Source organism: Gilvimarinus sp. 1_MG-2023 (genome assembly GCF_030548285.1).
On record NZ_JAUOSC010000006.1, the window covers coordinates 1 to 26,212 of the forward strand.

Annotated in this window: 17 protein-coding genes and 2 tRNA genes; 4 read left to right on the top strand and 15 right to left on the bottom strand. The window is 51.7% G+C overall.

Annotated features, from left to right (window positions below; all coding sequences use genetic code 11):
• The 11 genes from Q4563_RS08735 to Q4563_RS08785 all read right to left on the bottom strand — a co-directional run.
• Window positions 1–4,688: Ig-like domain-containing protein (locus Q4563_RS08735; RefSeq protein WP_303604282.1), on the bottom strand; the 4,688-nt coding region annotated here is incomplete at its 3' end.
• A gap of 170 nt (window positions 4,689–4,858) precedes the next feature.
• Window positions 4,859–5,449, bottom strand: coding sequence for a response regulator transcription factor (locus Q4563_RS08740; RefSeq protein WP_215977165.1), 591 nt, complete (start codon window positions 5,447–5,449; stop codon window positions 4,859–4,861).
• On the bottom strand, window positions 5,449–6,867 hold the full coding sequence (locus tag Q4563_RS08745; protein ID WP_303604283.1) for an HlyD family type I secretion periplasmic adaptor subunit: 1,419 nt from the start codon (window positions 6,865–6,867) through the stop codon (window positions 5,449–5,451). The genes Q4563_RS08740 and Q4563_RS08745 overlap by 1 nt, the downstream gene beginning before the upstream one ends.
• Window positions 6,867–9,023: a type I secretion system permease/ATPase gene (locus Q4563_RS08750; RefSeq protein ID WP_303604284.1), complete on the bottom strand. Its 2,157-nt coding sequence runs from the start codon at window positions 9,021–9,023 to the stop codon at window positions 6,867–6,869. Before Q4563_RS08750 ends, Q4563_RS08745 begins: the two co-directional genes overlap by 1 nt.
• A gap of 94 nt (window positions 9,024–9,117) precedes the next feature.
• Window positions 9,118–10,872, bottom strand: a complete 1,755-nt coding sequence (locus tag Q4563_RS08755) for a TolC family outer membrane protein (RefSeq protein WP_215977163.1) — start codon at window positions 10,870–10,872, stop codon at window positions 9,118–9,120.
• A 393-nt stretch (window positions 10,873–11,265) separates the two neighbouring features.
• Window positions 11,266–12,069 carry a PhoH family protein gene (locus Q4563_RS08760; RefSeq protein WP_303604285.1) on the bottom strand — a complete coding sequence of 268 codons (804 nt, stop codon included), beginning with the start codon at window positions 12,067–12,069 and terminating at the stop codon, window positions 11,266–11,268.
• Between the two features lie 310 nt (window positions 12,070–12,379).
• Window positions 12,380–13,150, bottom strand: a complete 771-nt coding sequence (locus tag Q4563_RS08765) for a zinc-dependent peptidase (protein WP_215977161.1) — start codon at window positions 13,148–13,150, stop codon at window positions 12,380–12,382.
• Window positions 13,150–14,481, bottom strand: coding sequence for a DEAD/DEAH box helicase (locus tag Q4563_RS08770; protein ID WP_215977160.1), 1,332 nt, complete (start codon window positions 14,479–14,481; stop codon window positions 13,150–13,152). The genes Q4563_RS08765 and Q4563_RS08770 overlap by 1 nt, the downstream gene beginning before the upstream one ends.
• A gap of 78 nt (window positions 14,482–14,559) precedes the next feature.
• Window positions 14,560–15,870, bottom strand: a complete 1,311-nt coding sequence (locus Q4563_RS08775; RefSeq protein ID WP_215977159.1) for a sodium ion-translocating decarboxylase subunit beta — start codon at window positions 15,868–15,870, stop codon at window positions 14,560–14,562.
• Between the two features lie 27 nt (window positions 15,871–15,897).
• On the bottom strand, window positions 15,898–17,673 hold the full coding sequence (oadA, locus tag Q4563_RS08780) for a sodium-extruding oxaloacetate decarboxylase subunit alpha (protein ID WP_303604286.1): 1,776 nt from the start codon (window positions 17,671–17,673) through the stop codon (window positions 15,898–15,900).
• Between the two features lie 53 nt (window positions 17,674–17,726).
• Window positions 17,727–17,978, bottom strand: coding sequence for an OadG family protein (locus Q4563_RS08785; RefSeq protein ID WP_215977157.1), 252 nt, complete (start codon window positions 17,976–17,978; stop codon window positions 17,727–17,729).
• A 252-nt stretch (window positions 17,979–18,230) separates the two neighbouring features.
• Between Q4563_RS08785 and Q4563_RS08790 the strand changes: the two genes are divergently transcribed.
• On the top strand, window positions 18,231–19,199 hold the full coding sequence (locus Q4563_RS08790; RefSeq protein ID WP_303604287.1) for a tRNA dihydrouridine synthase: 969 nt from the start codon (window positions 18,231–18,233) through the stop codon (window positions 19,197–19,199).
• Here the strand turns inward: Q4563_RS08790 and ggt are convergent.
• Both ggt and Q4563_RS08800 read right to left on the bottom strand, forming a co-directional pair.
• Window positions 19,196–20,875, bottom strand: a complete 1,680-nt coding sequence (gene ggt / locus Q4563_RS08795; RefSeq protein WP_215977168.1) for a gamma-glutamyltransferase — start codon at window positions 20,873–20,875, stop codon at window positions 19,196–19,198. The two genes, Q4563_RS08790 and ggt, sit on opposite strands and share 4 nt — an antisense overlap.
• 508 nt (window positions 20,876–21,383) lie before the next feature.
• A tRNA-Ser gene (locus Q4563_RS08800) sits at window positions 21,384–21,471 on the bottom strand.
• Between the two features lie 237 nt (window positions 21,472–21,708).
• On the opposite strand from Q4563_RS08800, the gene Q4563_RS08805 reads away from it, so the two are divergent.
• Window positions 21,709–21,785, top strand: a tRNA-Arg gene (locus Q4563_RS08805).
• 125 nt (window positions 21,786–21,910) lie between these two features.
• Here Q4563_RS08805 and Q4563_RS08810 read toward each other — a convergent pair.
• Window positions 21,911–22,483 carry a nitroreductase family protein gene (locus tag Q4563_RS08810; RefSeq protein WP_303604288.1) on the bottom strand — a complete coding sequence of 191 codons (573 nt, stop codon included), beginning with the start codon at window positions 22,481–22,483 and terminating at the stop codon, window positions 21,911–21,913.
• A gap of 136 nt (window positions 22,484–22,619) precedes the next feature.
• Here Q4563_RS08810 and Q4563_RS08815 point away from each other — a divergent pair, with 136 nt between their 5' ends.
• Together Q4563_RS08815 and Q4563_RS08820 are read left to right on the top strand one after the other, a co-directional pair.
• Complete coding sequence (locus tag Q4563_RS08815; RefSeq protein WP_303604289.1) at window positions 22,620–23,873, top strand: hypothetical protein; 1,254 nt, start codon at window positions 22,620–22,622, stop codon at window positions 23,871–23,873.
• Window positions 23,874–23,997: 124 nt separating this feature from the next.
• On the top strand, window positions 23,998–25,389 hold the full coding sequence (locus Q4563_RS08820; RefSeq protein ID WP_303604290.1) for an adenylate/guanylate cyclase domain-containing protein: 1,392 nt from the start codon (window positions 23,998–24,000) through the stop codon (window positions 25,387–25,389).
• On the opposite strand, the gene queF is transcribed toward Q4563_RS08820, so the two are convergent.
• The gene (gene queF / locus Q4563_RS08825) at window positions 25,379–26,212 is read right to left on the bottom strand and encodes an NADPH-dependent 7-cyano-7-deazaguanine reductase QueF (protein ID WP_303604291.1); all 834 of its coding nucleotides are present in this window, start codon (window positions 26,210–26,212) and stop codon (window positions 25,379–25,381) included. The genes Q4563_RS08820 and queF overlap by 11 nt on opposite strands.

Sequence of the window (26,212 nt, forward strand, 5' to 3'; positions counted from 1 at the left end):
TCGGTCACCGAACCTTCGTCACTGTCGCCATTGCCTTCATTAACGGTGATCTCCGACGGATCTTCCGCGCCGTTGATGGTGAATGTCACGGTAACAGTACTGTAATCACCATCACTGTCTTTCAAGGTATAGCTGAACGTATCGGTTTCACTTTCCCCTTCGTCCAACGCTTGTGCTGCTGCGTTAAGCACATATTCGTACTGGCCAGCCGCACTCACGGTTAAGGTGCCGAAGCTGCCTGCGATGGCACTATTAACTCCACCGGTTAGCTCTCCACTCGCTGCGCCCGTGCTCACGCCTGTCACAGTCGTCGCATCCGCACCCAGAGTGTCAGTGTTGGCGTTAGTGCCAGTGATCACGTTACCGGTAATGCCAGTGTCGTCTTCGCTCACTGTGCGTGTATCGGCCACCGCTGCTGGTGCCGTATCGGTTATCAGAATATCCAGAGCCGGACTGCTCGGATTGGTAACACCCAGAATATCGGTCACCGTTACAGACAGCGATTCGATTACATCGCCCGAGTTGTGATCGGTGCTGGTACCGGTGGGATCGTAATCGTAGGTAATCACGCCCGTCGACGCATTGAAGTCGGTCACAGTCAGGGTGCCGTTGGCGCCCGGTACCGTCACATTACTGCTGCTTGCGTTGTTCAACTCCGCCAGAGTAATGGTAGTACTGCCAATGGTCACACTCGCCAGACCGTCCGGCGCTTGCACCGTAAAGGTGGCGCCGATAAGAGAGCTGTCTTCGACCACACTCTCATCGCTGCCGCTAACGCCTGTGCCGTCACCTGGGATGGTTACGGTCGGCACACCTTCGCTCGCACCGTTGATTGTGAACGTCACGGTAACCGTACTGCTGTCACCATCGCCGTCGGTCACGGTGTAACTGAATGTATCGGTCTCACTGTCACCATCGTTCAACGCTTGCGCTGCCGAGTTGGTGACGTAAATGTAACTGCCGTCGCCATTAATAGTCAGATCGCCGTAAGTACCCGTAATGACACTGCCCGCACCCGAGGTAATCGCAGCGGTGGCTGTGCCGGCCTGTGCGCCAGTAACAGTGCCGCCATCGGCCGCCAAAGTATCGGCACTGGCGTTGATACCGGTCATCACGTTGCCGGTAATGCCTGTGTCGTCTTCGCTCACTGTGCGTGTATCGGCCACCGCTGTTGGTGCTGTATCGGTGATCAATATGTCTAGGCTAGAGGTGCCTAAGTTGGTGTCTCCGTGAATATCGGTCACCGTTACAGACAGCGATTCGATTACATCGCCCGAGCTGTGATCGGTGCTGGTACCGGTGGGATCGTAATCGTAGGTAATCACGCCCGTCGACGCATTGTAGTCGGTCACAGTCAGGGTGCCGTTGGCGCCCGGTACCGTCACATTACTGCTGCTTGCGTTGTTCAACTCCGCCAGAGTAATGGTAGTACTGCCAATGGTCACACTCGCCAGACCGTCCGGCGCTTGCACCGTAAAGGTGGCGCCGATAAGAGAGCTGTCTTCGACCACACTCTCATCGCTGCCGCTAACGCCTGTGCCGTCACCTGGGATGGTTACGGTCGGCACACCTTCGCTCGCACCGTTGATTGTGAACGTCACGGTAACCGTACTGCTGTCACCATCGCCGTCGGTCACGGTGTAACTGAATGTATCGGTCTCACTGTCACCATCGTTCAACGCTTGCGCTGCCGAGTTGGTGACGTAAATGTAACCGCCGTCGCCATTAATAGTCAGATCGCCGTAAGTACCCGTAATGACACTGCCCGCACCCGAGGCAATCGCAGCGGTGGCTGTGCCGGCCTGTACGCCAGTAACAGTGCCGCCATCGGCCGCCAATGTATCGGCACTGGCGTTGATACCGGTCATCACGTTGCCGGTAATGCCTGTGTCGTCTTCGCTCACTGTGCGTGCATCGGCCACCGCCGTAGGCGCCGTATCGGTAATCAGAATATCCAGTACATCACTGACTGTATTATTGGCACTGTCAGTAACACTGATAGCAAACTGATCGATAATACTTTCATCACCACTGCTGTGGTTTTCAGCCGTGCTGTTTTCTGTGTAGGTATAGGAAATTTCACCAGTGATGGAGTCGTAGCTTGTAATTAAAAGTGTGCCATAGGCGCCGCTAATAGACACTGTGGAAGTTGCGCTGGCTCCTGTGATGTCCTGACCTGCAATAGAGATACTATCAATGCCAGCGACGGCTGAAACGGTAGCACTACCACTTACTTGAAGGCCGCTTGCTTCTTCCACAGACTGCTCACCCAACTCCACCCCGTTTTCATCATTAATGGAAATGCCGGGACCAGAAAGGTCAACACTGTAATCTTCGGTGTCAGTAGCCGTAGCTTCACCGTTTACATCACCGGTGCTGGTGGTGACACTGGCTTCGATGGTGGTGTCACCATCGGCCGCCAGATCGCTGCCGGCAACGTCGATGCTGAAGTTGCCGTTGCTGTCTACCAAACCGGTATAGGTGGTGCTATTAATCGTGAGGGTAACGGTATCGCCTTCGACCACATCGCCACCGGTTGAGCCGGTAAGGGTGATAACGGCACTTGCCTCTGCCGCATCGATAATGTCATCGGCGGTAATGTCAGCATCCAGCTCTATTGAGGCTGACGGTGGCACCGGCCCGCCGGGCTGGCCAACACCCGGAATGCCGTCAAAGCTAATGACGGCGTCATCGGTTAGCTCACCATCGGTAACAGTGTAGATAACATCGGGAATTTCTCCGCTGTAACCGGTCAATGGAGTGAAACTAAACTCACCATTTTCCAACAGGGTAAAGCTGCCCACCCCCGTCATGGTGGCGGTATCGCCTGGGCCGTAGACGGTGTCGTCACCATCAACGATGTAGCTTTGTACCAGTATGGGTGAACTGTCGATATCGAAGTCATTGTCCAGCGCATTGCCAGTAGTAACCGTATTGGCCGCAGTGGCCAGAGGGCCGTCATCGATGGCAACAGGCGCATCGTTGACGGGCGTAACGACTAGGTCAATTACTGCAACATCCGTAGCGCCAGTGCTATCGGTAACGGTGACCGTGAACTGGTCAGTACCAAAGTAATCTGGATTAGGTGTGTAAACGAACTCGCCGGTAGCAGGATCCAAACTAACCGAGCCGTTGTTCGGCTCCTGGTTGAGCGTGTAGGTCAGCACATCGCCATCGGGCAAATCAACATCGGTGGCATCCACCTGGCTGCTGATGGGGGTATCTTCGGGGGTTGTCAGTATTTGGTCGTCAGCGGTCGGCGCATCGTTAACCGAGACAATTTCAATATCAATTGTACCAATAGTGGTATTTTCACCATCGGACACCTCAACCTCAACGGTATCTTCACCGTTGTAGTTATCAATCGGGGTATAGGTATAGCTACCAGTGCTGGGGTCCAACTCAATGGTGCCGTTGCTGGGGCCTGAAACAACGGTGTAGCTTAGCGGATCATTTTCCAAATCCGAGGCCTCAACCAAGCCCGATACAGGTGTGTCTTCACTGGTAATGACACTTTGGTTTTCGACAACCGGGGGCTGATTTGGTACGTCTGGGTTTTCTAATGGTGCCGCTGGGCCGTTCGCGGCAGGGTTAAAACTGTATGCCTGACCTTCGGTTTGCAACTGAATACGATCCACACGAACAAAATCGTGGCCACCACCACCGACACCACCACCTGCGGCAGGTGCCTGCACCAAATCCAACAGATCGCCTTCGCCATTAAGCAGCGCATCTTGGGCGGACTGATCCTGTAAAATAGGGTCATTCTGGTTAATTTCAGCCAGTATCAGATCAATATCCGTGGGACGTAAATCGCGCTCATTTTGTGCCAGCGAGGTTAAAATATCGTCAAATTGCGACTCCATAAGCAAGGAGTCATTAGCGTCGAGTGAAGCTAAAATAGATTGGATTTGAATGTTTTGCAGATCGGCGCCATTTTGTTCCAATTGCGCGAGTATGCTACTAAAAGCATTGCCCTGGAGCAGTTCGTCATTGACATCCAGTGAGGCTAAAATGTCATTAAATTGGTGCTCTTGCAGCGCCGCTTCGTTGGCATCTAAAGAGGCGAGAATGACGTCAAACTGGGCGTCTTGTAAAACACCATCATTAGCATCTAATGACGCCAAGATATCTTGCACTTGCTGTACTTGCAGCACTCCTTCATTTTCGTCTAACTTGGCCAGCATGGCATCGAAGCGGCTGTCTTGCAGTAGGGCGTCATTTTCATCCAGTGACGCGAGAATATCTTGTACTTGCTGGGCCTGTAGAGCGCCGCCATTTGCATCGAGCTGAGCCAGCATTTCCTCAAAACGACTGTCCTGCAGCAGGGCGTCGTTTTCATCCAGAGTCGCCAAGATATCGCTGAATTGCTGTTCTTGCAGCAACTCATCGTTCTGCTCCAACGAAGCCAAGATGGCATCAAATTGGGCCGCTGGTAGACTACCGGCATCGGCCTGAGTGGCGGTATCTGGCCACATTTCGGGGCTCATACCGACTTCGTGGGCACCGCTTAAGCTAACAGGACTGCCGTCGCCAAAATCGAGCACAATTTGAGTATCAGCTTGAGTGATCAGTTGTTCGTCACCTGCAATCGTATCGCCCACGCTTAACTCTCGCAGAGCGCCGTTATCAGATTTTGCCCAGGCTTGTCCTTGCAGGGAAACGATATCTGTCGCTTGAGTACTCATATGCCGATGCCTTATTTTCAGAAATTGTTAACACGCCCAATGCACAGACGGATTGATCATAATTAGAGTGTAGAAGGAAATAGACGCCAGATAAATTGTACCTTGGTACAATATATCTAATAGGTATAATTCGGGCGAAATATACCTATTCTAGAGATAAGAAGAAGGGACTAACGATCGGGACGAAGCTGTAAAGTCAGCTGCATTCGGTCCCGCACGTTAAGTTTTTCAAAACAGGCGCTGAGATGAGCCTTAACCGTACGCTCGGTAATGTGCAGGCGATGAGCTACCTCTTTATTACTCAACCCTTCGGCCACAGCTTCGGCCACGGCAAACTCTCGTCCACTTAACTTACTTTTCGCCTGTGAATATTCAGGCTTAGTGGACGACGCGGGCTCGAACAAGAGAGCAGTCATCAAATCGCGCCCCAACCACAGACCATCGTATTCAACCGCGGTCTTTACCCGCTCCAGCTGTTCCGGTGCCGCGAGCGCATGCAAGTAGCCAGAGCAGCCTAAAGAAATGAGCTCTCGCGCCTCAGCGGCCGTCTCCTTTAAGGTAAGAGCGACAATTTTGGCCCCCGCAGCTTTGCACTCATGTAAATGTGCCCGCCAGGGCCCATCCATCACCAGCCACACCAATGTATTGGTGTCGACACTCACCTGTCCCGGCGGGTAATCGACAAACACACAGGCATCGCTAAAGGCGCTCTGCCAGCGTTTGGAATCGATATTGGCGGATGATATAAAAACTGACTGCATTATCGCTCTGTCAACGCGTTTTGCTTCGCCCGAAGGATAGGTTTCAGCAGATAAGACATCACCGTTTTCTTACCAGTAATAATATCAATCTGAGCCGTCATCCCCGGAATAATAGGCATAGCTTTATCAAAACCTGCCCGCTCGGTTCGCACCCGAACCAAATAATATGTTTGATCGTTTTCTTTGTCGGTGATGGTGTCGGCACTTATATGCTCCAACTCACCGGACAAGCCCCCGTACACGGTAAAATCATAAGCGGTAAACTTCACCATCGCTTTTTGTCCGGGGCGCACAAACGCAATATCTTTGGGTGAGATTTTAGCCTCAATTAGCAGCTGATCGTCCAGCGGGGTCATCTCCACCACTTCGCTGCCTGGCTGCACGACACCACCCTCAGTGTTAATAAACAATCGTTGCACCGTGCCGTGCACCGGTGCGCGAATATCGGCGTACTTCACCCGATCGGCCAAACCCAGTCCCGTCTCAGACAAACTCGACAAGGACGCCAAGGTTTCCGACAATTGCGAGCGCCACTCGTTTTGCGCCGCCAGCGTAACCTCTTCAATTTTGTTTTGCGCCTCGATAATCGCAGACATAATTCTTTCGCGCTGGGCAATGGCTTGGTCGCGCTCACCCTCGGCATTCGCGAGATCACGCTCTAAGCGCAGAATTTCCACCTCAGAGATGGCTCCGCTGCCCAGCAGAGGCTTAGTCACTTTAAGCTCCTGCGATGACAGCTCTGCCGCTCGGGTTACTTGCTTAAGTTTAGCATTGACCTCTTGTAATTCCTCCTCACGCTGTAACAATTGTTGCTCCGCGCGCGACACCTGCTGCTTTAACTCTTCCAGGTTGGAGTAATACAAAGTGGTCTCGTTATCGGCTAATGCAGGCTCCTGTTCGCTGACCGCACTCGGAATGACCAAGGATTCACCCTTGGCAAGAGCCTCAAGCCGAGCGGCACGAGCTAACAGCGATAAATACTGCACTCGGTTTTCCCGATACGATGAAATATAGCGCGTCGGGTCAATTTGCATTAACAGCGCCCCTTGGTCGACGACTTCGCCTTCGCGCACCAAGATTTTTTGCACCACACCACCATCGTATGATTGCACTATCTGTGTTTGCTTAGACGGGATCACCGTCCCCTCACCGCGCGCCACTTCATCCAACTCAGCAAAGCTGGCCCAGGTAATAAGGGCCAATATCACCAGCAACATAACGTATAAAAGACCGCGCGCACGTACTGGCTCCTGCTGAACCTTAGCCCAATCGGCATCTTCCAGCCAATCTTGCGATACACCGGCAGACGGCGCTATCCAGCGATGCCAAAGCTTATCCACATAGCGCGACAAAGGGCGCGACATCTTGTCAATCGCCTTACCGACTCGGCCGAATCGCTGCTCTTCTCGCGTCGCCATCAGCCCGCTCTCCCGATACGCCCTTGACGCAGCGCCTCAACCACCTGATCCTTCGGACCATCGGCGACAATCTTACCCGCGTCAACCACGATGATTCGATCAACCAAACTCAACAAAGACGTCCGATGAGTGATCGCCAACATGGTTTTCCCCTCGCAGGGCGCAACCAGCTTAGCCTTTAATGCCTCCTCACTGGAGTGGTCCATTGACCCGGTCGGCTCATCCAACAATAAAATGGGCGGATCGGCAATCAGTGCTCGCGCAACAGCCACACACTGTTTTTGTCCACCGGACAGTAGACCACCACGCTCACCTACCTGCATCGCCAAGCCCTGCGGGTGCGAATTAATAAAGTCCGCCAAGCCACACAGTTCAATGACCTCCATTAATCGGGCATCGTCGACGTGTGGATGTGACAATGTTAGGTTTTCGCGCAGCGTGCCTAAAAATAAATTTACATCCTGTGGCACATAGCCAATATTGTGTCGCAACTGCGCTGGGTCGAGTTGACCAATATCAACATTATCAACCAAAATATTGCCCGCCGATGGTGAGTACAACCCAGCCACCAGTTTTTGCAGAGTCGTTTTCCCCGAACCATTGCGCCCTAAAACGGCGACTCGCTCGCCCGTCTCCAGCGTAAAGCTGACGTCTTTAAGCACTTCTCGCTCATCGTTAGGATAACGAAAAGACACTTTTTTAAATTCAATTCGCCCCTGCACCCGGGGCACATTGACCCAATCGGTTTCCGCGGGACGCTCCACCGGTTTATTCATCACCTGCTCAACACCTTCCAGTGCTGTTGCGGCTTGATGATATTGCATCATCAGGCCAGCACTCTGCCCGATAGGCGCCATAATACGCGATGACATCATGTAGGCAGCAATCAAACCACCCTGCGATAGTTGGCCATTAATAATGAGATAAACGCCGGTGATAATAATCGACACCGCCACCATTTGTTGAATCCAAAGTGACCCGGCGGTCACCGAGCCCGACAACAGGCGAGTTTTGGTGTTGGTGCGCGAGAGAAATACGGTGGCTTTTTCCCAAAGCTGTTGCATACGACCTTCGGCGGCAAGAAACTTTAGCGACTCTAGCCCGGTAAGACTCTCCACCAACACCGAATTGCGCTGACCACTGGCCTCCATACTTTGCAATGAAAGCTCGTGCATACGGCGCTGAACGGAAGCGGCATATAACAGGCACAAAACCGCCCCTATGACAATTGGAACCACCAACCACCATGAGGTCAACAAGCCAATTACCAGAATAAAAAGCAGCACAAAAGGTAAATCGATAAACGCCACAATAGTGCTCGACCCGATAAAAGCCCGAACTGATTCAAACGCCTGTAAGCCCGATGCAAACGAACCGACCGAACTGGGCTGTTCGGATAACTTCATACCTAGCACGCGCGCCATGATATTGGCCGAAAGGCGAATATCGATACGGCTCGCGGCCAAGTCGACAAACCAAGCGCGAACTATTTTTAACACGAGGTCTGCAACCAGCACCAACACCACCCCAATAGCCAGTACCCACAGCGTTTCAGTGGCAAAATTAGGCACAACACGGTCATACACATTCATGACAAACAAGGGCATTGCGAGGGCGAAGAAATTAATCATCAGCGCCGCGATCATCACATCGCGATAAAGGCTGCGGTGGGATTTAATCACATCCCAAAACCAATGGCCTTTAACGACATCATGTATGCCGGCGTTGCGGGCAGTGAAGTTTACTTTGGGGCGGGCGTAAATCACTCGCCCACTGTAGAGCTCTTGCAAAGCTTCAATAGAAATTTGGCTTGCGGTCTGCCCCAGCTCAGGAAACACAACCTCGGCCATTCCCCGGTCGGAATCGAGCGCCAACAACAAGCAGGCTTTGTTGTCGTTAAGGATAAGAACCGCTGGGAGTAACGCTTGGTTGATACTACCGAGGGGGCGATGCACGATTTGCGAGGTTAAACCCGCCCGAGAAGCGGCGCGCTCAAACAAAGATGGCGTTAACTGTTCCTGCTGTAAAGGCAGGCCAGCCAACAATGTCGATTCAGTAGTGCGAATACCATGGGCCTTAGTCAGGGCCACAAGACAAGCCGATAAAGGCCCGCCACGTAACGAGGCTCTTTTGGCTCCGCCAGCTTGCTCACTCATAGACTCTTACATCCTTCTAACACATCGAGTCAATCTCAAACTATCCCACAGCAACATAGGATAGCTTGTCTGCACACAACTGCCAGTATGCTATTTATCCATCCAGATGGCGAACAGTAATTTGCACACGGTTAGTAGCTGGCTGCAGCGGGCTGTCAGAGTCGTGTTCCGAATCAACAATGCTGGCTGATTCTAAACCATGAAATACCAAATATTCACGCACTGCTTTAACACGCGCTTGAGCAACGGATTGCTGCAAGCTGCTGGCCGCTGGCTTCATACGCGCACGAACGAGCACCTCAGACACAGCGCCATCATCACTGAACTGTTCAACTAAGCGCTTAAGCCGCTGTCTAGCCTGAGAGTTAATAACAGTTTCTTGGCCGTCAAACAGATTCTTCATCTCCAGGTTAAATACATTGGTAATCAAATCAGCACGCCCATAGGCTTTCGGCGAGACACTCGGGCAAACGCTTGAGGGCTCAACACTGATTTGGGTCATCTCATCATCGATACTGCCCAGCATTGGTAGCTCTTCATTAACAATACCCAGAGTTGATACCAATTGGCCCGATGCATTCAGCACACGAGCATAAGCCACATTTAAATCGTGATGGGCAATAATCAGGGCTCGACTCGACTCATAGTATTCATTTTCCGCATCCAACATATCCAACAAGGTACGCTGGCCAATTTGAAACTGTTCGGTATAGGCGCCACGCACGCGATCACTGGCATCGCGATGCCGACGCAGCGATACCAACTGTTCAGTCAGCTGATTCACATCATTATAGGCGACTTGAGAGTCTTGACGCAGATTCACACAAGCTTCATCACGCCGGCTTATGGCAGTATCCACCTCGGCCATGGACTGGCTAACGGCAGCCCGATCACTGCCACCGCTGTAAAGGTTGTAAGTAAACGCCAATTCAACTGCGGCCTCATCGCCGAAATCTCTCTCATCAAAGCGATCGTCAAACACACCTAAATTTTGTTGTGTGCCGTAACTGGCGCGCAACTGAACCGTTGGGTAGTAATTGGATTTTTGTGATTTCACCCCGGCCTGCGCCGAGGCTATATTTTTAATGGCCGCATGAAAGCCCGGATTTCCCTGGTAAGCCAGACTCAACAATTGATCCACTGAGGTGGGTATATCACTTCCCACAAGATCAACTGGCGCGAGTGAAGAAGGCGGCAAGTTACCGACTAAACGCAGGTATTTAGCAGTAACATCGTGTAAATTGGACGCTTCAGTCAGTAAGTTGGACTCAGCCAATGCTACTCGACCATCTACTTGATCCAGGTCTGCGCGGCGCCCCACCCCCTGATCCACACGCTCTTTAATTTGGCCTTGAACATCTAAATGCTCTTGATAGTTGGAGCGAGCCAACTCCAGCAAAGCGCGGTAGCGCACGATATCTTCAGCCACCGCAAAGGTCTCAAGCGCCACGCTATCAACCGTATCGCGCAATTCTAAATAGCGAACTTGGCGAGCCTGATCTAACCGATTGACCTCGCCACTGGTGCGAAAACCGTCGAATAACATTTGCGTAAGGGAAATCTCGGCCCGGTTGGTCGTGTAATCATCGCGATCATCATAATCACGGCGCGCCTTACCAGTGCCAGCGGTGACATCAATAGAGGGGTAGTAGCCGCCTTTAGCGCTGCGCATTGAATAGTGCGAAGCCTCATAGGTGTGCATGGCCGATTTAACTTGAGGGTTAGTTTCTAAGGCCTGCAAAACAGCATCCCGACTGGTTTGTGCCTGCGCAGCTCCTGTGAGCGATAGAAAGGCCGCTAAGCCCAACACTCCGGCAGTTAATGGTAACTTAGACAAGCGAGCTGTCATGCATCTTCCTCATTTTGTGTATTACGGCACTCGGTTATATAGTTGAACTTGGGTGCTCTGCCAATATTGTCTGGCAACTACATACGCACCGCGGGCTCTACGCGATTACAAATATTTGCTCAAGCTAACTCAGTATAAAATATCGTGACACGCATCACACTTATTGACACTGTATTCAACAGCAGGGGCAATATTACTTTAGCTTAGTAATAGATATCAAGAATTACCTATCTTTTTAGTATAAAAAAAGTATGTTATTTAATCAATCGCGATAAACTCAGGCTATCGAAGGCGCCACTGCTCCGTTTTTGATCCAAGGCCGATTATAAAAACAAAAAAACCGTCTTCGCAGCAAGCACGAAGACGGTTTAAGTATAGGATACGATGGATGGTTTAGGCGGTTTCGTAGCGATCGATAATGTCGCGCACCAGACCACTGCGCACGATATCCTCACGCGCGAAGCGATGTACATGCACGGTGTTTAAGTCACGCAACTTATTGATAGCGTCTGCCAGTCCATTGGCACCTTTGATATCGCTCTGTTCGATATCGCCATTTATAACCACCTTGCAGTCCTCTCCGATGCGCGTAAGAAACATCTTCATTTGCGCAATCGAGGTATTTTGTGCTTCATCCAGCACCACAAAGGTGCGATTATTGAACGTTTTACCACGCATAAAAGCCAAAGGTGCTGCCACAATACGACCGTGACGCAAACAATAGTCCACCGTACCGGCACCTAATCGCTCATTCAAAATATCGCGGAAGGCATCGATGTAGACTGAAAACTTCTCATCCAACGCGCCAGGTAAAAAACCCAGCTGCTCACCAGCCTCAACAGCCGGTCGCGTCAAGATGATCCGCTCTATTCTGCCCGACTCCAGCGCCTCTGCCGCCAGAGCTCCGGCACAGTAACTTTTCCCCGTACCGGCCGGGCCGATACCAAAGGTGAGGCAGTTTTGTTTGATTGCATCGATGTAAGCTTGCTGGGCGGAGGTTTGTGCTTGAAGAGGCTGGGAGGTGCGCTGGGGGCTGTAAGCTGTTTCGAGTTGCTGGGAGCGGGATTTCATTTCGACAATATTGCCGTCGTCCTTTCGCTTGCGGGCCGACTTACCTCGCCCTTTTTTACCGGACTGAAAGCCGCCGTCGTCCATACCGTAATGATTACTGCGTCGTGCGTGAGATCTTTTCGCCATGGGTACTGTCCCTTTCGGTCAAAGTTAACACTGGCGCATCGCTTAGCCGGTTCACTCTGGCTCGCGATGAGCCCTACCTGATTACGCGAAGAAAAATCACTCCTGTGGTCGATGAATGAATATCCGGACACATCGTCTTAAGGGGTAAAACACAATATGTGGCCTCGAAAATAATACTAAGCCCAATTTGTGGGGTTGGTCAATGGCTTTTTACTATTTTGAACAGCCCATCACTGCGCGCACATTATTTTGTCACAATCGATCGATACGCTGACACAATGCCCTAATATCCAGCAAAGAATGCGCCCCATTATGAAGCCAAACGTTGTGATGGATCCTGCTGATAAAACTCAACATACTGAGCAAAGACTTGGGGATAGGTTTGAGCCAATAATGCGGGCAACTCGAAAAACACCTCACTGGTTACCGCAATAAATTCAGCGGGATTGGTCGCCGCATACTGATCAATAGCAGTGTTGCGACCTCGGTGTACTTGCCCAGAAAAATCTTCATAGGCACCACTAAATGCCTCAGTCCATGCCGCCGCCGACATACCCGGGCGCAGTGGTGGGAAACCATCGGCCGAACCATTGAGCATATCCAATTTATGCACAAACTCGTGAATCACTAAATTGTGGCCATCTACCACACCAGCTTGGGCGGTTTCATCCCACGCCAGCACAACCCCGCCGCGCGCCCAGGCTTGTCCAGCTAGGTGCTGCTCCATTTCATGAGCAACACCGTATTGATCGAATTGAGTTTGTCGAGCTTTGAAGGCCGCCGGATAAATAATGATGGATTTCCAGCCTTTATACCAATGCAGCCCTAAGTTAAGGATGGGAAGGCACGCCTGCAGGGCAATTAGCAATGCCATATTACCCGTCAGTTGCAGTCCGCCAATACCAACAAAATCTTTTTGCTGAATAAACAAGATAGCCATGCGACGCAATTTATCGAGCTCGGCCTGGCTTAAGCCGGCCAAAATAGGCAAACGAGCTAACACTTGTTGCCAATCACGCTCATCGATTGGGTGGTTGTTAACAATGCGATTATCACGCCAGCGGCGCCAGCAATTAAACATCAATCATTGCTCCCCGAGGGGCTGGGATTGGGGGTCGTCTTGCGCCGTTTTCCTTTATTTTTTTGATCGCGCAGGCGATTTTTTACCTTGCCCTTATCTTTGTCAGCGCGAGATTTTCCCGAGCTTTTTTTGGCAGCTGGCTTTTTTCGCCCCGCCACTTTTCCCGACGAACGGACTTTTTTAGGGCCTTTGTACCTTGCTTCAAACCCCGCCACGGTTGTGGTTTTGGCCGGCCCGCCGAGAAACTGCTCAATCGTCGCCATTCGATTCCAAGCCGGCGCACTAACCAGCGAGATAACACAACCGGCCTTACCCATTCGCCCTGTTCTACCCGCGCGATGGATAAAACTCGGTACGTTATAGGGCAGTTCGGCGTTTATTACCAAATCTACTCCAGAGATATCCAAGCCCCGCGCCGCAAGATCGGTGGCCACTAGTATATTGACCTCACCGGCGGTAAAAGATTTGTGCACTTGCTTACGCACTGCGGCATCCATTTCGCCGTGTAAACAAGCTGAACGGCAACCGGCTTGTTTCAGCACTTCGTTCAAGGTATTGGCCTGCTCACGTTTGTTAACAAACACAATGGCACGGCGAAACTCGCGCTCTTGCAATAGAGCCGGCAGCAAACGATCAACGTGCTCTCGATCATCCACCAACACTTTTTGCAAAATGCGATTATCCATGGAGCTTGCCACATGAATATCGGCCCGTTTATGTGGGTCCGTCAGCGCGGTAATAAACTCTTCCAGCCCTGCGCCCTGCAGCGTTGCTGAAAATAACAGGGTTTGTCGCTCGGGGTTGCAGTTCATCGCAATCTGGGTCACTTCATGGGAAAAACCCATATCCAAAGTGCGATCTGCTTCATCAACCACTAGAAACTCTAAGGCCGACAAATCAATACGAGCCTCGCCTACATACTCCGCTAAACGACCAGGCGTGGCGACCAGTAAATCTGCCTCGGGTAAATAAGTCGCTTGAGTTTGTTTGTGGTCACCACCGGTTAGGGCGACGACATTAACCGAATCGCGATCGCAGAGCTTGCGCCCATGCTCGACGATTTGCCGAGCCAACTCACGGGTAGGCGACAAAACCAATGCCCGTATGCGTGCGGTTTTCCGTTTTTGGCTATGTAGCGCCTGCATAATCGGCAACAAAAATGCCAGGGTTTTACCCGAACCCGTCGGCGCCGAAACAACACAGTCCTCACCATCGAGCACAGCTTCAATCGTGCGCTCCTGTACTTCGGTGGGCTGCTCTATCCCCATACGCTGCAAGTTGCGTAACAGTACGGGATGATCGATATCGGAAAAACCAGGAAAGTCGGCCACAGGGTGCCTCATAAAAAGCGCCGCACTCTAGGTGCGGCGACAGAAGAAAGGAAAGTCAATTAGCGTGTGTACATTGGATTAGGTCAAAGAAGACACTATCGAGATCATCACCCCGGCGGCAATTGCCGAACCGATAACCCCGGCCACATTAGGCCCCATTGCATGCATTAATAAATAATTTTGCGGATTGGCCTCCAAGCCCAACTTGTTGGACACGCGCGCCGCCATAGGCACCGCAGACACACCCGCCGAACCAATCAGTGGATTGATTTTGTGTTTCACAAACAAGTTCATAAACTTGGCGGTCAGTACGCCCATGGCGGTACCAATACCAAATGCAACAATGCCCAGCACTAAAATTCCCAGTGTTTTGGGATCGAGAAACTTATCGGCCGCCAACTTAGAGCCGACCGACAAGCCCAAAAAGATAGTCACAATATTGATTAGGGCATTTTGGGCGGTATCGCTTAGGCGTTCGACCACGCCACATTCGCGCATCAAATTACCAAAACAGAACATTCCTAATAGTGGGGCCGCACTAGGCAGTATCAAGGCCACCATAATCAACAGAATCAGCGGGAAAACAATCTTCTCGCGGCGCGATACGGTGCGCATTTGCTCCATCTTGATTTGGCGCTCTTTTTCGTTGGTCAGCAAGCGCATAATAGGTGGCTGAATCATCGGAACCAACGCCATATAAGAGTAAGCGGCCACCGCAATAGCGCCCAACAGTTCAGGTGACAGTATACTGGCCACATAAATAGCGGTTGGACCATCGGCACCGCCAATAATCCCAATCGCCGCGGCATCGGCAATAGAGAAGTCGATAATACCCGTCACAGACAGACCTACCGCCCCCATTACCGTAGCAAAGATACCAAACTGTGCTGCCGCACCTAAGAATAAGGTTTTAGGGTTTGCCAGCAGTGGGCCAAAATCAGTCATGGCGCCAACGCCCATAAAAATCAGCAAGGGTGCTACACCAGTGCCAATGGCAATACTGTAAAAGTTGTACAGCATACCGTTGGCATAGCCTAAATCTGCCGCTAAACGGTTTGCGTCTGCCTGGACTCCGGCCGAGGCGTGCTTATAGGCTTGGGCAATGACCTTGATGCCGGCATCGGCCTGCTCACCCAGCAACTGAGCAATAGGGCCAATCACATCGGGATAACCCGATGCTAGGGCATTTTCCACCGCCGACATAGACAGACCGGCCCCGGGAATATTGGATAAAATACAACCAAAGCCTATGGGCACCAGAAGCAATGGCTCAAAGCCTTTGCGAATGGCTAAAAATAACAACAGCAGACCCACCAACATCATTGCCGCCTGACCTAAGTCCAGGTGGTAGATGCCCGAGTCATGCCAAAGACGTAAAAAATTCTGCATGGTCTTCTCTCAATTAAACTCGGGGAATTAGCCTATAGTCAGCAGATTATCGCCGGCGGCAACCGCGTCACCTGCCTGCACATTGATAGCGGTTACGGTTCCTGCCTTGGGCGCGCTCACCTCTGACTCCATTTTCATGGCCTCCAAGATCAGCAACGTGTCACCCTCGGCAACTTGATCGCCCGGTTGAGCCACCAAGCGCACAATAGTGCCACCCAAGGGTGCGGGAACTGGCTCACCGCCACCGGCGGCCGGAGCGGCTCCAGCGGGTGCCGCACCAGCCGCGGCAATTCCAGTAAGATCACCACCTTCACCCACAGTAACCGTGTACTTTTTACCTTCCACTTCTACCGTGTAAATCTCATCGCCGGCATCAGTCGTAGCTGCGGCACCTTCTTTACCGGTTGGCACGGGCTCGAAAGCGTCGGGATTGTTGCGATTTTGCAGGAACTTTAAGCCCACTTGAGGGAAAAGTGCGTAGGTTAAAACGTCGTCCACCTGCCCATCACCAGCGCTTAGCTCAATACCTTTTTCTTTGGCTTGGGCGATCAACTCCTCGGTGAGCTTATCGAACTCCGGCTCAATTAAGTCGGCCGGGCGACAAGTTACAGGGTCTGCATCGCCCAGTACCCGTTGCTGCAGCTCTTTATTAACAGGAGCCGGTGCCGAACCGTACTCACCTTTCAGTACGCCTTCTGTTTCGCGGGTAATGGTTTTGTAGCGCTCACCGGTCAGCACGTTAAGCACGGCCTGTGAGCCGACAATTTGTGAGGTCGGTGTGACCAGTGGAATAAAGCCTAAATCTTCACGTACTTTGGGGATTTCGGCCAATACGTCATCGAGCTTGTCGGTTGCGTTTTGCTCACGCAGCTGATTTTCCATATTGGTCAGCATGCCGCCGGGCACCTGAGCGACCAGAATACGCGAATCGACGCCCTTTAATGCGCCTTCGAACTTGGCGTATTTTTTCCGCACTTCGCGGAAATAACCGGCAATTTCTTCCAGCAAGTGAATATCAAGACCCGTGTCACGCTCGGTACCTTCCAAGCTCGCCACCAATGTTTCGGTAGGGCTATGGCCATAGGTCATGGACATGGAAGAAATAGCGGTATCTACATTGTCGATACCCGCCTCTACACACTTGAGGTTAGTCGCATGAGCTAAACCGGTAGTGGCATGGCTTTGCATATGAATCGGGATGTCACAGCTTTCTTTTAGACGTCTAACCAGCTCGTAACCCACATAAGGCTTGAGCAGGCCAGCCATATCTTTAATAGCAATAGAGTCGGCGCCCATGTCTTCAATGCGCTTGCCCTGCTCGATCCATCCCTCAAGGGTGTGAACCGGGCTAATGGTATAAGAGATTGTGCCTTGGGCGTGCTTGCCTTGGTTTTTAACCGCTTTTAATGCCGCTTCAATATTGCGCATATCGTTCATGGCATCGAACACACGGAATACATCAACGCCATTGGCCGCGGCCCGTTCGACGAATTTATCCACCACATCATCACCGTAATGGCGATAACCTAAAAGATTCTGGCCGCGCAAAAGCATTTGCATCGGCGTTTTAGGCATCGCCTTTTTCAGCTCGCGAATACGGTGCCAGGGATCTTCACCTAAGTAGCGAATGCAACTATCAAAGGTCGCGCCGCCCCAAGTTTCCAGTGACCAAAAACCGACTTCGTCCAGTTTTTGTGCAATTGGCAACATGTCATCGAGACGCATGCGGGTGGCAAACAGAGACTGATGCGCATCGCGCAGTACCACATCGGTGATACCCAGTGGTTTTTTAACCTCGCTCATGGCGTACTAACCCCAAGTTAAACTGATCTGAAAATACGTTAACGACTATCGACTTATCGACGCGCTTGACGGTGCTGGCGGACAGCCTCTTCGATAACGCGTTGGATATGCGGCTCCACTGCAGCGCCGTTGGCGGCGGGGGCTCGGCTCTTTTTCGGCTCGACCACAACCGGGTCGGGAAAGTAGCGCAGCATGAATCGAGACATAATGCCGGTAGCGAAAACCAACAACGTCAAAAACACAATGACCGTGCCCATGCCGTAGATCATTAAATCAATGCCTTGCTGCAGCAATGTTTCTTGCATAGCGCCTACCTTCTTCTAGTATGAAACTCCGCTCAGGGCAAAACGCACCCTCCAAGCGGCCGAGCATTTTCTCTTATCTTTCATCAACTTACAAGATGTCATTTGGTTTACTCGCCTCACATCAGCCCCGTTAATGGCTCTTTCCCCGATTTTTCCAGCTTTTCGCCTATATTTTCTTGATTTTAGCAAACCAAACTGAAGCACACCGAATATAAAAGCTGTAGAATTCGCCCCTTTTGCGGCGAACAGGCTATGAAAATTCATCTTGCCCCAATGGAGGGCGTTGTCGACTACTTGGTTCGCGACCAGATGACTGCTATTGGCGGCGTAGACCACTGTGTTACCGAATTTGTGCGGGTGGTTGACCAACCGCTCCCCCGGCGCGTCTTTCGCAGACTCTGCCCCGAGCTTGACAACCACTGCCGCACTCCATCAAACACACCAGTTAAGCTGCAACTGCTGGGCGGGCAAGCCCCGGCTATGGCGGAAAATGCGCACCGGGCCATTAAGGCGGGTGCGCAGTCGATTGATTTGAATTTTGGCTGCCCCGCCAAAACTGTCAACAAAAGCGATGGCGGCGCCTGCCTGTTGCGCACCCCCAACAGGCTTTACGATATTATCTCTGCCGTGCGCAAGGCGGTACCCAAAGAGATCCCTGTCAGTGCCAAAATACGCCTCGGCTTTGACAACCGCACTGGGTATGTGGAGTGTGCTCATGCCTGTGAGGAAGGTGGTGCCAGTGAGCTGGTGGTGCACGGGCGTTCAAAGGCCGACGGCTACCGGCCGCCCGCTTACTGGGATTGCATCGGGGAGATTCGCCAAGCGCTGACCATCAACGTTGTGGCTAACGGCGAGATTTGGAGTTTGGATGACTACCATCGATGCATTGCCGAATCGGGCTGCACCGATATTATGCTGGGGCGAGGCTTGCTGGCCCGCCCCGATTTGGCACTGCAAATCAAAGCCGTGCAGCGGGGGCAAGACTACCAACTCAACTCCTGGCACTGGGCATTGGCGCAGCTACACCAATACTATCAAACCAGCTTGCCTATTTACCCGATCAAATACGCGGGCAATCGGGTCAAGCAATGGTTAATGTATTTGCGCACCGCTTACCCGGAAGCCCATCATTTTTTTGAAACCATCAAAAAAGAACGCGCACCAGAGGCGATTGAAACGATCTTTCAACAACAACTGGCACTCGCGCCAACAGATGATTAATGCCGATTGCGCTCCTCTAGGCGCGGCTCCGACACTGCAATAAAGTGGCCGTCTTTGAATTCAATTGCCTGGGTAGAACCATAGGGGCCGAGCGCTTTTAATGAGTGCCCCAATGACTGCAACCCTTGGTGTAAGGCATCACCGGCGTCAGGCTCCAAATAAAGCTTTTGTGGGCGCCACTGATGGTGCACCCTGGGCAGCGCTATAGCATCGTACAGACCCAAGCCTAAATCCACATGATTGATTATCGCCTGCACCACCTGACTGATAATCGTCGGTCCACCGGCCGCGCCGAGCGTCATCACCGGCTTATTATTTTTCATCAATAGCGTGGGGCTCATGCTCGACAGCGGGCGCTTACCCGGCGCAATAGCATTGGCCTCGGTACCGACCAAGCCGTAGATATTGGGCACACCAGGCTGGGCCGAAAAATCATCCATTTGATTGTTCATCACCACCCCCGTACCCGGAATAATCACCTTAGAGCCAAAATCGGTATTCACCGTGGTGGTAATCGCCACCCAGTTGCCCTGCTTATCGGCGGTAGCAATGTGGGTGGTGTGCTTATCGAACAAGTCGATGGTCGCTTTGGCTGGCGTGCCGTGCTCGACCTCGGCCAACGTCTTTTTGAGAGAGACCTTACCGGCCAAAGCCTTGGCGTAATCGGACCGTACCAACCCCTTGGGAACATCGGTAAAGGCTGGATCCCCCAGCCAATAGGCCCGGTCAGCAAAGGCTAATTTCATCGCCTCGGCGATTACGTGATAACGCTGCACCTCACTCAATTCGCTCAACTCAAATGATTGCAAAATATTAAGAATTTGCGCTACATGTACACCGCCGGAGCTGGGAGGCCCAAAACCAAACACTTCATACCCACGGTACTGAGAGTGCACTGGCTGGCGCACTAACATTTGGTAATTGGCAAAATCCTTGGCGCGAATCAAACCATCGTTGGCAATCATCCACTTCTCAACCGCCTGGGCAAATGCCCCCTGATAAAAGTAGGCGGCCCCCTGCTTAGCCAAGTGCTTGTAGGTTTTAGCTAAATCCTCCTGCAATAGCTTGTGCCCTACTGGCCAGGGGTTACCTTCACCATCGAGCAACACCTCGGCACTGGCCGGAAACTGGGTTAATACCTCTTGGTGTCGCGCCAGACGATCGGCATAGATTTGATCGATAGCAAAACCTTCTTCGGCCAAAGTAATCGCAGGCGCATACACTTGCTCGGGCGTTAAAGCCCCACCCTTGGCCAACATATAATCAAACAGCGCTACCGAGCCCGGAATGCCTGAGGCTAGCGCTCCGGTGCGGCTTAATGAGCGCTGAACTTGGCCGTTTTGGACAAACATATCTCGATGCGCCTTGGCGGGCGCCTGCTCGCGACCATCTAATGCCTCCACCGTGCCGTCAGCCCAACGCACAATGGCAAAACTGCCGCCACCAATACCGGAGTTATGCCCATCGACTACACCCAGCGCCAAAGCCGCTGCAACCGCCGCATCGACCGCATTGCCTCCCCGATTAAGCACTGCCATGGCCGCCTCAGTCGCGCGCGGTTGCACGGTTGCCACCGCGGCCTGACCATCCTCTGTCACTTGCGCATAGCCCGCCATTTCGGCTATGGCCATTGGGGCATTGACCCATAGACAGAATATAACAATCAGTTTGCGCATGCCGACTCCTACAATATTGGTTAACACGAATTCGATGGATAATGCCTGAACAACAGACATAAAAAAACCTCGACAGAGCGAGGTTAAACTAGGAGTGTAGAAGCACTGTTAACCAGTGCCGGGGTCATACGAGAATTACTCAAACCCAATAATGGTTGCCACGAAGGCCTTCAACCCCCATAAAGGCGCCCATTTTACCGCGCCGAATGGTGCGAAATGAAACCACCGATAAAGACAAGTACTGCGACACCTTGCTCATCTGCTATACCTCGAGAACTGCTGAATCTCATCCACTCAACGCGGAAATTACCAATTCCAAAACGCAAAAAAGCCCACCGATTACGGGTGAGCTTTTTTATTATTTTTGGATGTCTGTGGGTTTATTATACGCCTAATAGCGACAAATGCTCAATATAAAGATCATCTCAGCCCGTAAAAGGCCCAGTAACGTGCCTTTTAAAACGATCGCGCACAAAAAAAGCCCAACCTTACGGCTGGGCTTTGTTTATGGCGGTGAGGGAGGGATTCGAACCCTCGAACGGTTGCCCGTTACACACTTTCCAGGCGTGCGCCTTCGACCACTCGGCCACCTCACCAATTTAGAACCAGGACACTACTTATCTAGGCCTCTGCTCTAAGGGGGCGCTAATTTACACAAACCCCCGAATAATTGCAACGCAAGCCCGTCAAATATAACGGGGGAGCAGTGGCTGTGCACATTTTTCCAACAAGGTGTTTGGAAGTTAATCAACCCACTAAAAAAATAGAATCTTTTTAAAATCAGCCCTTGACGGGGGGCAAGTGAAACCCTAATATACGCGCCTCCTAACGACGCACTCGTAGCTCAGCTGGATAGAGTACTCGGCTACGAACCGAGCGGTCGGAGGTTCGAATCCTCCCGAGTGCGCCATATATGAAAAGCCTACCCCAACGGGGTGGGCTTTTTTTATGCCTGCCTGGAAGGTGGTTGCGCAGTGGTCGGGCGCAGAGGCAAGTGTATCGACCCCTGACACCGCCCCCTCCTCCGCTGTCTTACTAAGCCTGAACCTCCCCCCAACTCTGGCACACCTCTTCCGGCTCGGATATAGACGGCAGGCTTTTAGAAGCACTTGCGGGGGCTCCCAAATAGATAAAGCCAATCAGCTTTTCATTCTCGGCTAAACCTAATCCCTGGCAAACATGGCTGTTATAAGCCATATCGCCCGTGCGCCACATAGCCCCCACACCCAGTGCAAAAGCGGCGTTGATTACATTTTGCGCCGCGGCACCGGCGGCAATTACCTGCTCTTGCTGTGGCACTTTAGGATGATCCTGGCAGCTTGCAATCACCACCAATAGCGCAGGTGCGCGAAGAGGCATATTTTTAAATTTTTGCTGAAACGTATCCGGTAATTGCGGATTATCACGCAGTGCGCTGTCGCAAAATAATTGGCCTAACTGCTCGCGCGCCTCTCCTTCGATAGTCAAAAAACGCCAGGGGCGCAGCTGGCCGTGGTCGGCGGCGCGCTGAGCAGCCCGCAGCAGCTGCCTCCACTGCTCGGAGCTCGGGCCCGGCGCCTGTAATTTGGGTGTAGAAACCCTGTGTGTTAATGCTTCAATGGCGTCCATAACAGCCTCATTTGTCTTTAAAACCCATGAAAAGACAAATTCTAACAACATTTATATACTCTTACGGCACAAAAATTCGCATCAATGGCTCTAGTGCTCCATAATCGGATAAAACATAAATAAGGGTTTGCAGTTTATGCACATACCATGGCTAGTGCTCATCATTGGCTTGGAGGCGGTACTGGCAGTGATTATTCTATGCCTGCTACTGGCGTTGCACGCCCGCAAATTAAAGCAGCTACTCGCCCGCCAGCAAGATCAGCTGCGCCAGGCGATACAAAAACCGGCTCAAGCAACACCCGAGCCACCGCCCTCCCCTGATACAGCCCCTCAAGCCTATCTGGAAGCACAGCTTGCCAGCACTCAAGCTGTATTTTTAAGCGAAGCACCAGAATCCGATATCGATGCCCCTCAAGCCGACGCTCTGTCTACTGTTGCTCGTGCCGCCGCCATTCGACATGCCATTCTATGTCTAGAGCTGGACGGTGACGGCAGCGGCTTAGGTAGTGAGCACTGGACTCAAATTGGAGAACTGCTCGCGGCGCTGTCCCCAACCTCTAGCGAGAATGGGGATGGCAGTGAAGACCTCACCCAGGCACTAGAAAATGCGCAGAAGCGCATTGAAAACCTAGAGAAATTTAAAAAACTCTTTTTTGAGATGGAAAGCAAGTGGGATGCTGCACGAGATGAAGCCCAAGGCTACCACGATCAGCTGTCTGAGCTGAGTGAAGGCATGGAAAATAAAGATGAATTCAGCGCCATTCTCGCTCGATATAATGCCGTTTACGATGACATCAGCCAAACCATTGAGGCTGCTAGTGGCAATAATATCTCGCAAACTGTGCGCACCGAATCCATTACTTTAACCAAGCCCGATCCGCGCACTAACGACCAGCTCAACACTTTGCGCAATGTGGCCGCCGATCAGCACCGCCTAATCAATAAACTGCAAAAGCAACTGCAAGACGCCGAGAGCGCCGAACAAAAAGAAGTGCTGATTAACGAGCTGCAAAACCAACTCAGCCAGCAGGAACGCTACGTTAAAGAGTCCGAAACCTGTGTTCAACTGCTGGAAAGTGAGTTGGATACCGCCCTCAACAAACTCAATATATACGAAGCCAAGGCACAAGATGCCAACCACGCACAGCAAGAAATAACCGAAATGCGCACCACTTTGCAGCAGTACGCCTCTGAGGCCAAAGAGCTGGTTATTCACATAAATATGCTGGAGACCGAAAATCAGCAACTTAAGGGCAACACCGCTGACCCCGTTTATGGAGATGATGCCGGTCTGGCCGATCAGTTAGAAACCCTCAAAGAGAGTTACACCACTCTGGAGGCACAGTACGCCGAACTAGAAGAAAAGTATTTAGATCTGCGCATGAAATAAACCGGCAGGTTTAAATCATAGACTCGCCGTACCAACCCGATTAATATGAGAGAAAGGCTTAAAAGTTAAGGCGCCTTATTCTTTAACTAACTGAGCAAGCCGAATTCACAAGACATTATGCATAATGACCAAGACCACTGAAGAACAAACGACAAAACAAAAGAAAGACGAAAGCGTACTGCAGCAGTATTATTTTCGCACCCTGATGTGTTTCGCCACAGGCGGCACACTGGCAGCCATGATGGACTGGAAAGCGCTAGACTGGCTGTATCTGGGTGCCATTGTATTTTTATTGATTTACGCCTACGGCGCGTATATTTATACCAGTCGACAAACTGAAGACAACATCCAGAAGGTAAATCGCTGGCTGTCTTACTCCGACGCAGCTCTCGTTGGGGTGGTACTTAACCTTATTAGCTTTTCCCTGCTGCCTTGTATCTTATTCCTAGCCATGATCCAGTTCAACGCCTTACTCAATGGTGGCCTGCGGCGCTGGCTGGAAGATAACACAGCCTTAGCATGTGGCGTTGGCGCCAGCTTATTAATTCACCAGCCTCAGCTTATTTTTGCCAGCGATATTCAAATCAGTGCGGTCAGCTTAATTGGCATTATCACCTACTTTTTAGCTTACGCGCTTTATATGCACCAGCGCTTCCACGCTCTGAAAATCTCCAACAGTAAACTATTAAACGAACAAAAATGGCACAAAATCCGCGCCTACAAGCTTTCGCGCTATTTAGCACCGGCGGTGTGGCAAGCGATTAATCAGGGGCGCGATGAAACCCTACAGGCCGAACGGAAAAAAATCACCGTCTTTTTCTCAGATATTAAAGACTTCAGCCAGTTCTCCGAGGAGATGGAATCCGAATCCTTAACCGAACTGCTCAATCAATACCTCACCGAAATGACTAAAATCGTCTCTCACTTCGGCGGCACCATTGATAAGTTTATGGGTGATGGGGTAATGGTGCTGTTCGGTGATAGTGAAAGCAAGGGTGTAAAAGAAGACTGCCTGCGCTGCTTGCACATGTCGATTGCCATGAAAAAACGCATGAAATCACTCCAGCAAGAATGGTGGAATCAAGGTATTAAGCGCCCGCTGCAAATCCGTATGGGCATCAACACCGGCTACTGCACCGTCGGTACATTTGGCACCTCGAGTCACCTCGATTACACCGTGCTCGGCACTCATGTGAACCTGGCAAGCCGTTTAGAGTCGGCCGCCTCTCCCGATGAAATATTAATCTCTCACGAAACCTGGTCACTGGTTAAAGACTCGGTATTATGCCGCGATAAAGGCGAGATAAAGGTGAAAGGCTTTAGCGCCCCGGTTAAGGTGTACGAGGTAGCCGGACTGCGCAAAGACCTAGGTCGCAATCAAACCTATTTTGAAGACCGTACCGAGGGCTTTTCGATGTACCTCGACCTGGAAAAAGTGCGCAATTACGACAAAGAAAATGTCCTGGCGGCCCTGAAAAAAGCCGCCGAGAAATTGAGTGATAAGATTATTGTCTGACTAACCGTACTGCAGGTAATGGCTTCGACTCACTGCTGCGGTAAGGGTTAATATCCAACCCACCACGCCGGGTATAGCGCGCGTAGACCTCAAGTGACTGAGGCTGGCAGCGAGCCATAATATCGCAATAGATACGCTCCACACAGTGCTCGTGAAAGTCCTGATGCTCGCGAAACGAGACGATATACTTTAACAAGCCCGCCCGATCTAATTTATTCCCCCGATAGCGAATCCAAACACTGGCCCAGTCGGGCTGACCGGTGACCGGACAGTTTGATTTCAACAAATCGCTATAGAGGCTCTCCTCTACACACGCATCAGTCGCCGCACTCAGAAGCTCGGCATTGGGAGAATACTCGCTAATAGTGACATCCTGCCCGTCGATACACTCGGCCCGCCAAGGCGCTTGGTCAAAGCTACCGACCGCTTGATAATCCGATAAGGCCGACACATGGACAGTAACGCTAGTACCGGCGGCGGCGGTGAAATCGCGCGCAATACGTTCAGCCACCTCACCCACACTGGCCAGCCGAGTCTGGTTATACGAATTCAAGTACAGCTTAATGGACTTGGATTCAATAATATTGGGGCTCTCGCAGGGCAAGCTAAACTCAATCAGCGCCACTTGCGGCAAGCCTTTTAGGTTTAGCCAAGACAACTCAAAACCAGTCCAGACGTCCTCCCCCGTGAAGGGCAGCGGGGCCTGTGACAGACCCAACACTTGGCGCGACTGCACACGGGCGATGGGGTACAGCAAAGCGGGATCGTACTCGGAGGTATATTCACTGCTTTTGCCCAGCGGGCTATCCGTTACTTCTGTCAT

What these genes read in the sequence shown, in the direction of transcription:
- Q4563_RS08740 (WP_215977165.1), bottom strand. Translation starts at nt 5,449, where the DNA reads ATGCAGTCAGTTTTTATATCATCCGCCAATATCGATTCCAAACGCTGG.
- Q4563_RS08745 (WP_303604283.1), bottom strand. Translation starts at nt 6,867, where the DNA reads ATGGCGACGCGAGAAGAGCAGCGATTCGGCCGAGTCGGTAAGGCGATT.
- Q4563_RS08750 (WP_303604284.1), bottom strand. Translation starts at nt 9,023, where the DNA reads ATGAGTGAGCAAGCTGGCGGAGCCAAAAGAGCCTCGTTACGTGGCGGG.
- Q4563_RS08755 (WP_215977163.1), bottom strand. Translation starts at nt 10,872, where the DNA reads ATGACAGCTCGCTTGTCTAAGTTACCATTAACTGCCGGAGTGTTGGGC.
- Q4563_RS08760 (WP_303604285.1), bottom strand. Translation starts at nt 12,069, where the DNA reads ATGGCGAAAAGATCTCACGCACGACGCAGTAATCATTACGGTATGGAC.
- Q4563_RS08765 (WP_215977161.1), bottom strand. Translation starts at nt 13,150, where the DNA reads ATGTTTAATTGCTGGCGCCGCTGGCGTGATAATCGCATTGTTAACAAC.
- Q4563_RS08775 (WP_215977159.1), bottom strand. Translation starts at nt 15,870, where the DNA reads ATGCAGAATTTTTTACGTCTTTGGCATGACTCGGGCATCTACCACCTG.
- oadA (WP_303604286.1), bottom strand. Translation starts at nt 17,673, where the DNA reads ATGAGCGAGGTTAAAAAACCACTGGGTATCACCGATGTGGTACTGCGC.
- Q4563_RS08785 (WP_215977157.1), bottom strand. Translation starts at nt 17,978, where the DNA reads ATGCAAGAAACATTGCTGCAGCAAGGCATTGATTTAATGATCTACGGC.
- Q4563_RS08790 (WP_303604287.1), top strand. Translation starts at nt 18,231, where the DNA reads ATGAAAATTCATCTTGCCCCAATGGAGGGCGTTGTCGACTACTTGGTT.
- ggt (WP_215977168.1), bottom strand. Translation starts at nt 20,875, where the DNA reads ATGCGCAAACTGATTGTTATATTCTGTCTATGGGTCAATGCCCCAATG.
- Q4563_RS08810 (WP_303604288.1), bottom strand. Translation starts at nt 22,483, where the DNA reads ATGGACGCCATTGAAGCATTAACACACAGGGTTTCTACACCCAAATTA.
- Q4563_RS08815 (WP_303604289.1), top strand. Translation starts at nt 22,620, where the DNA reads ATGCACATACCATGGCTAGTGCTCATCATTGGCTTGGAGGCGGTACTG.
- Q4563_RS08820 (WP_303604290.1), top strand. Translation starts at nt 23,998, where the DNA reads ATGACCAAGACCACTGAAGAACAAACGACAAAACAAAAGAAAGACGAA.
- queF (WP_303604291.1), bottom strand. Translation starts at nt 26,212, where the DNA reads ATGACAGAAGTAACGGATAGCCCGCTGGGCAAAAGCAGTGAATATACC.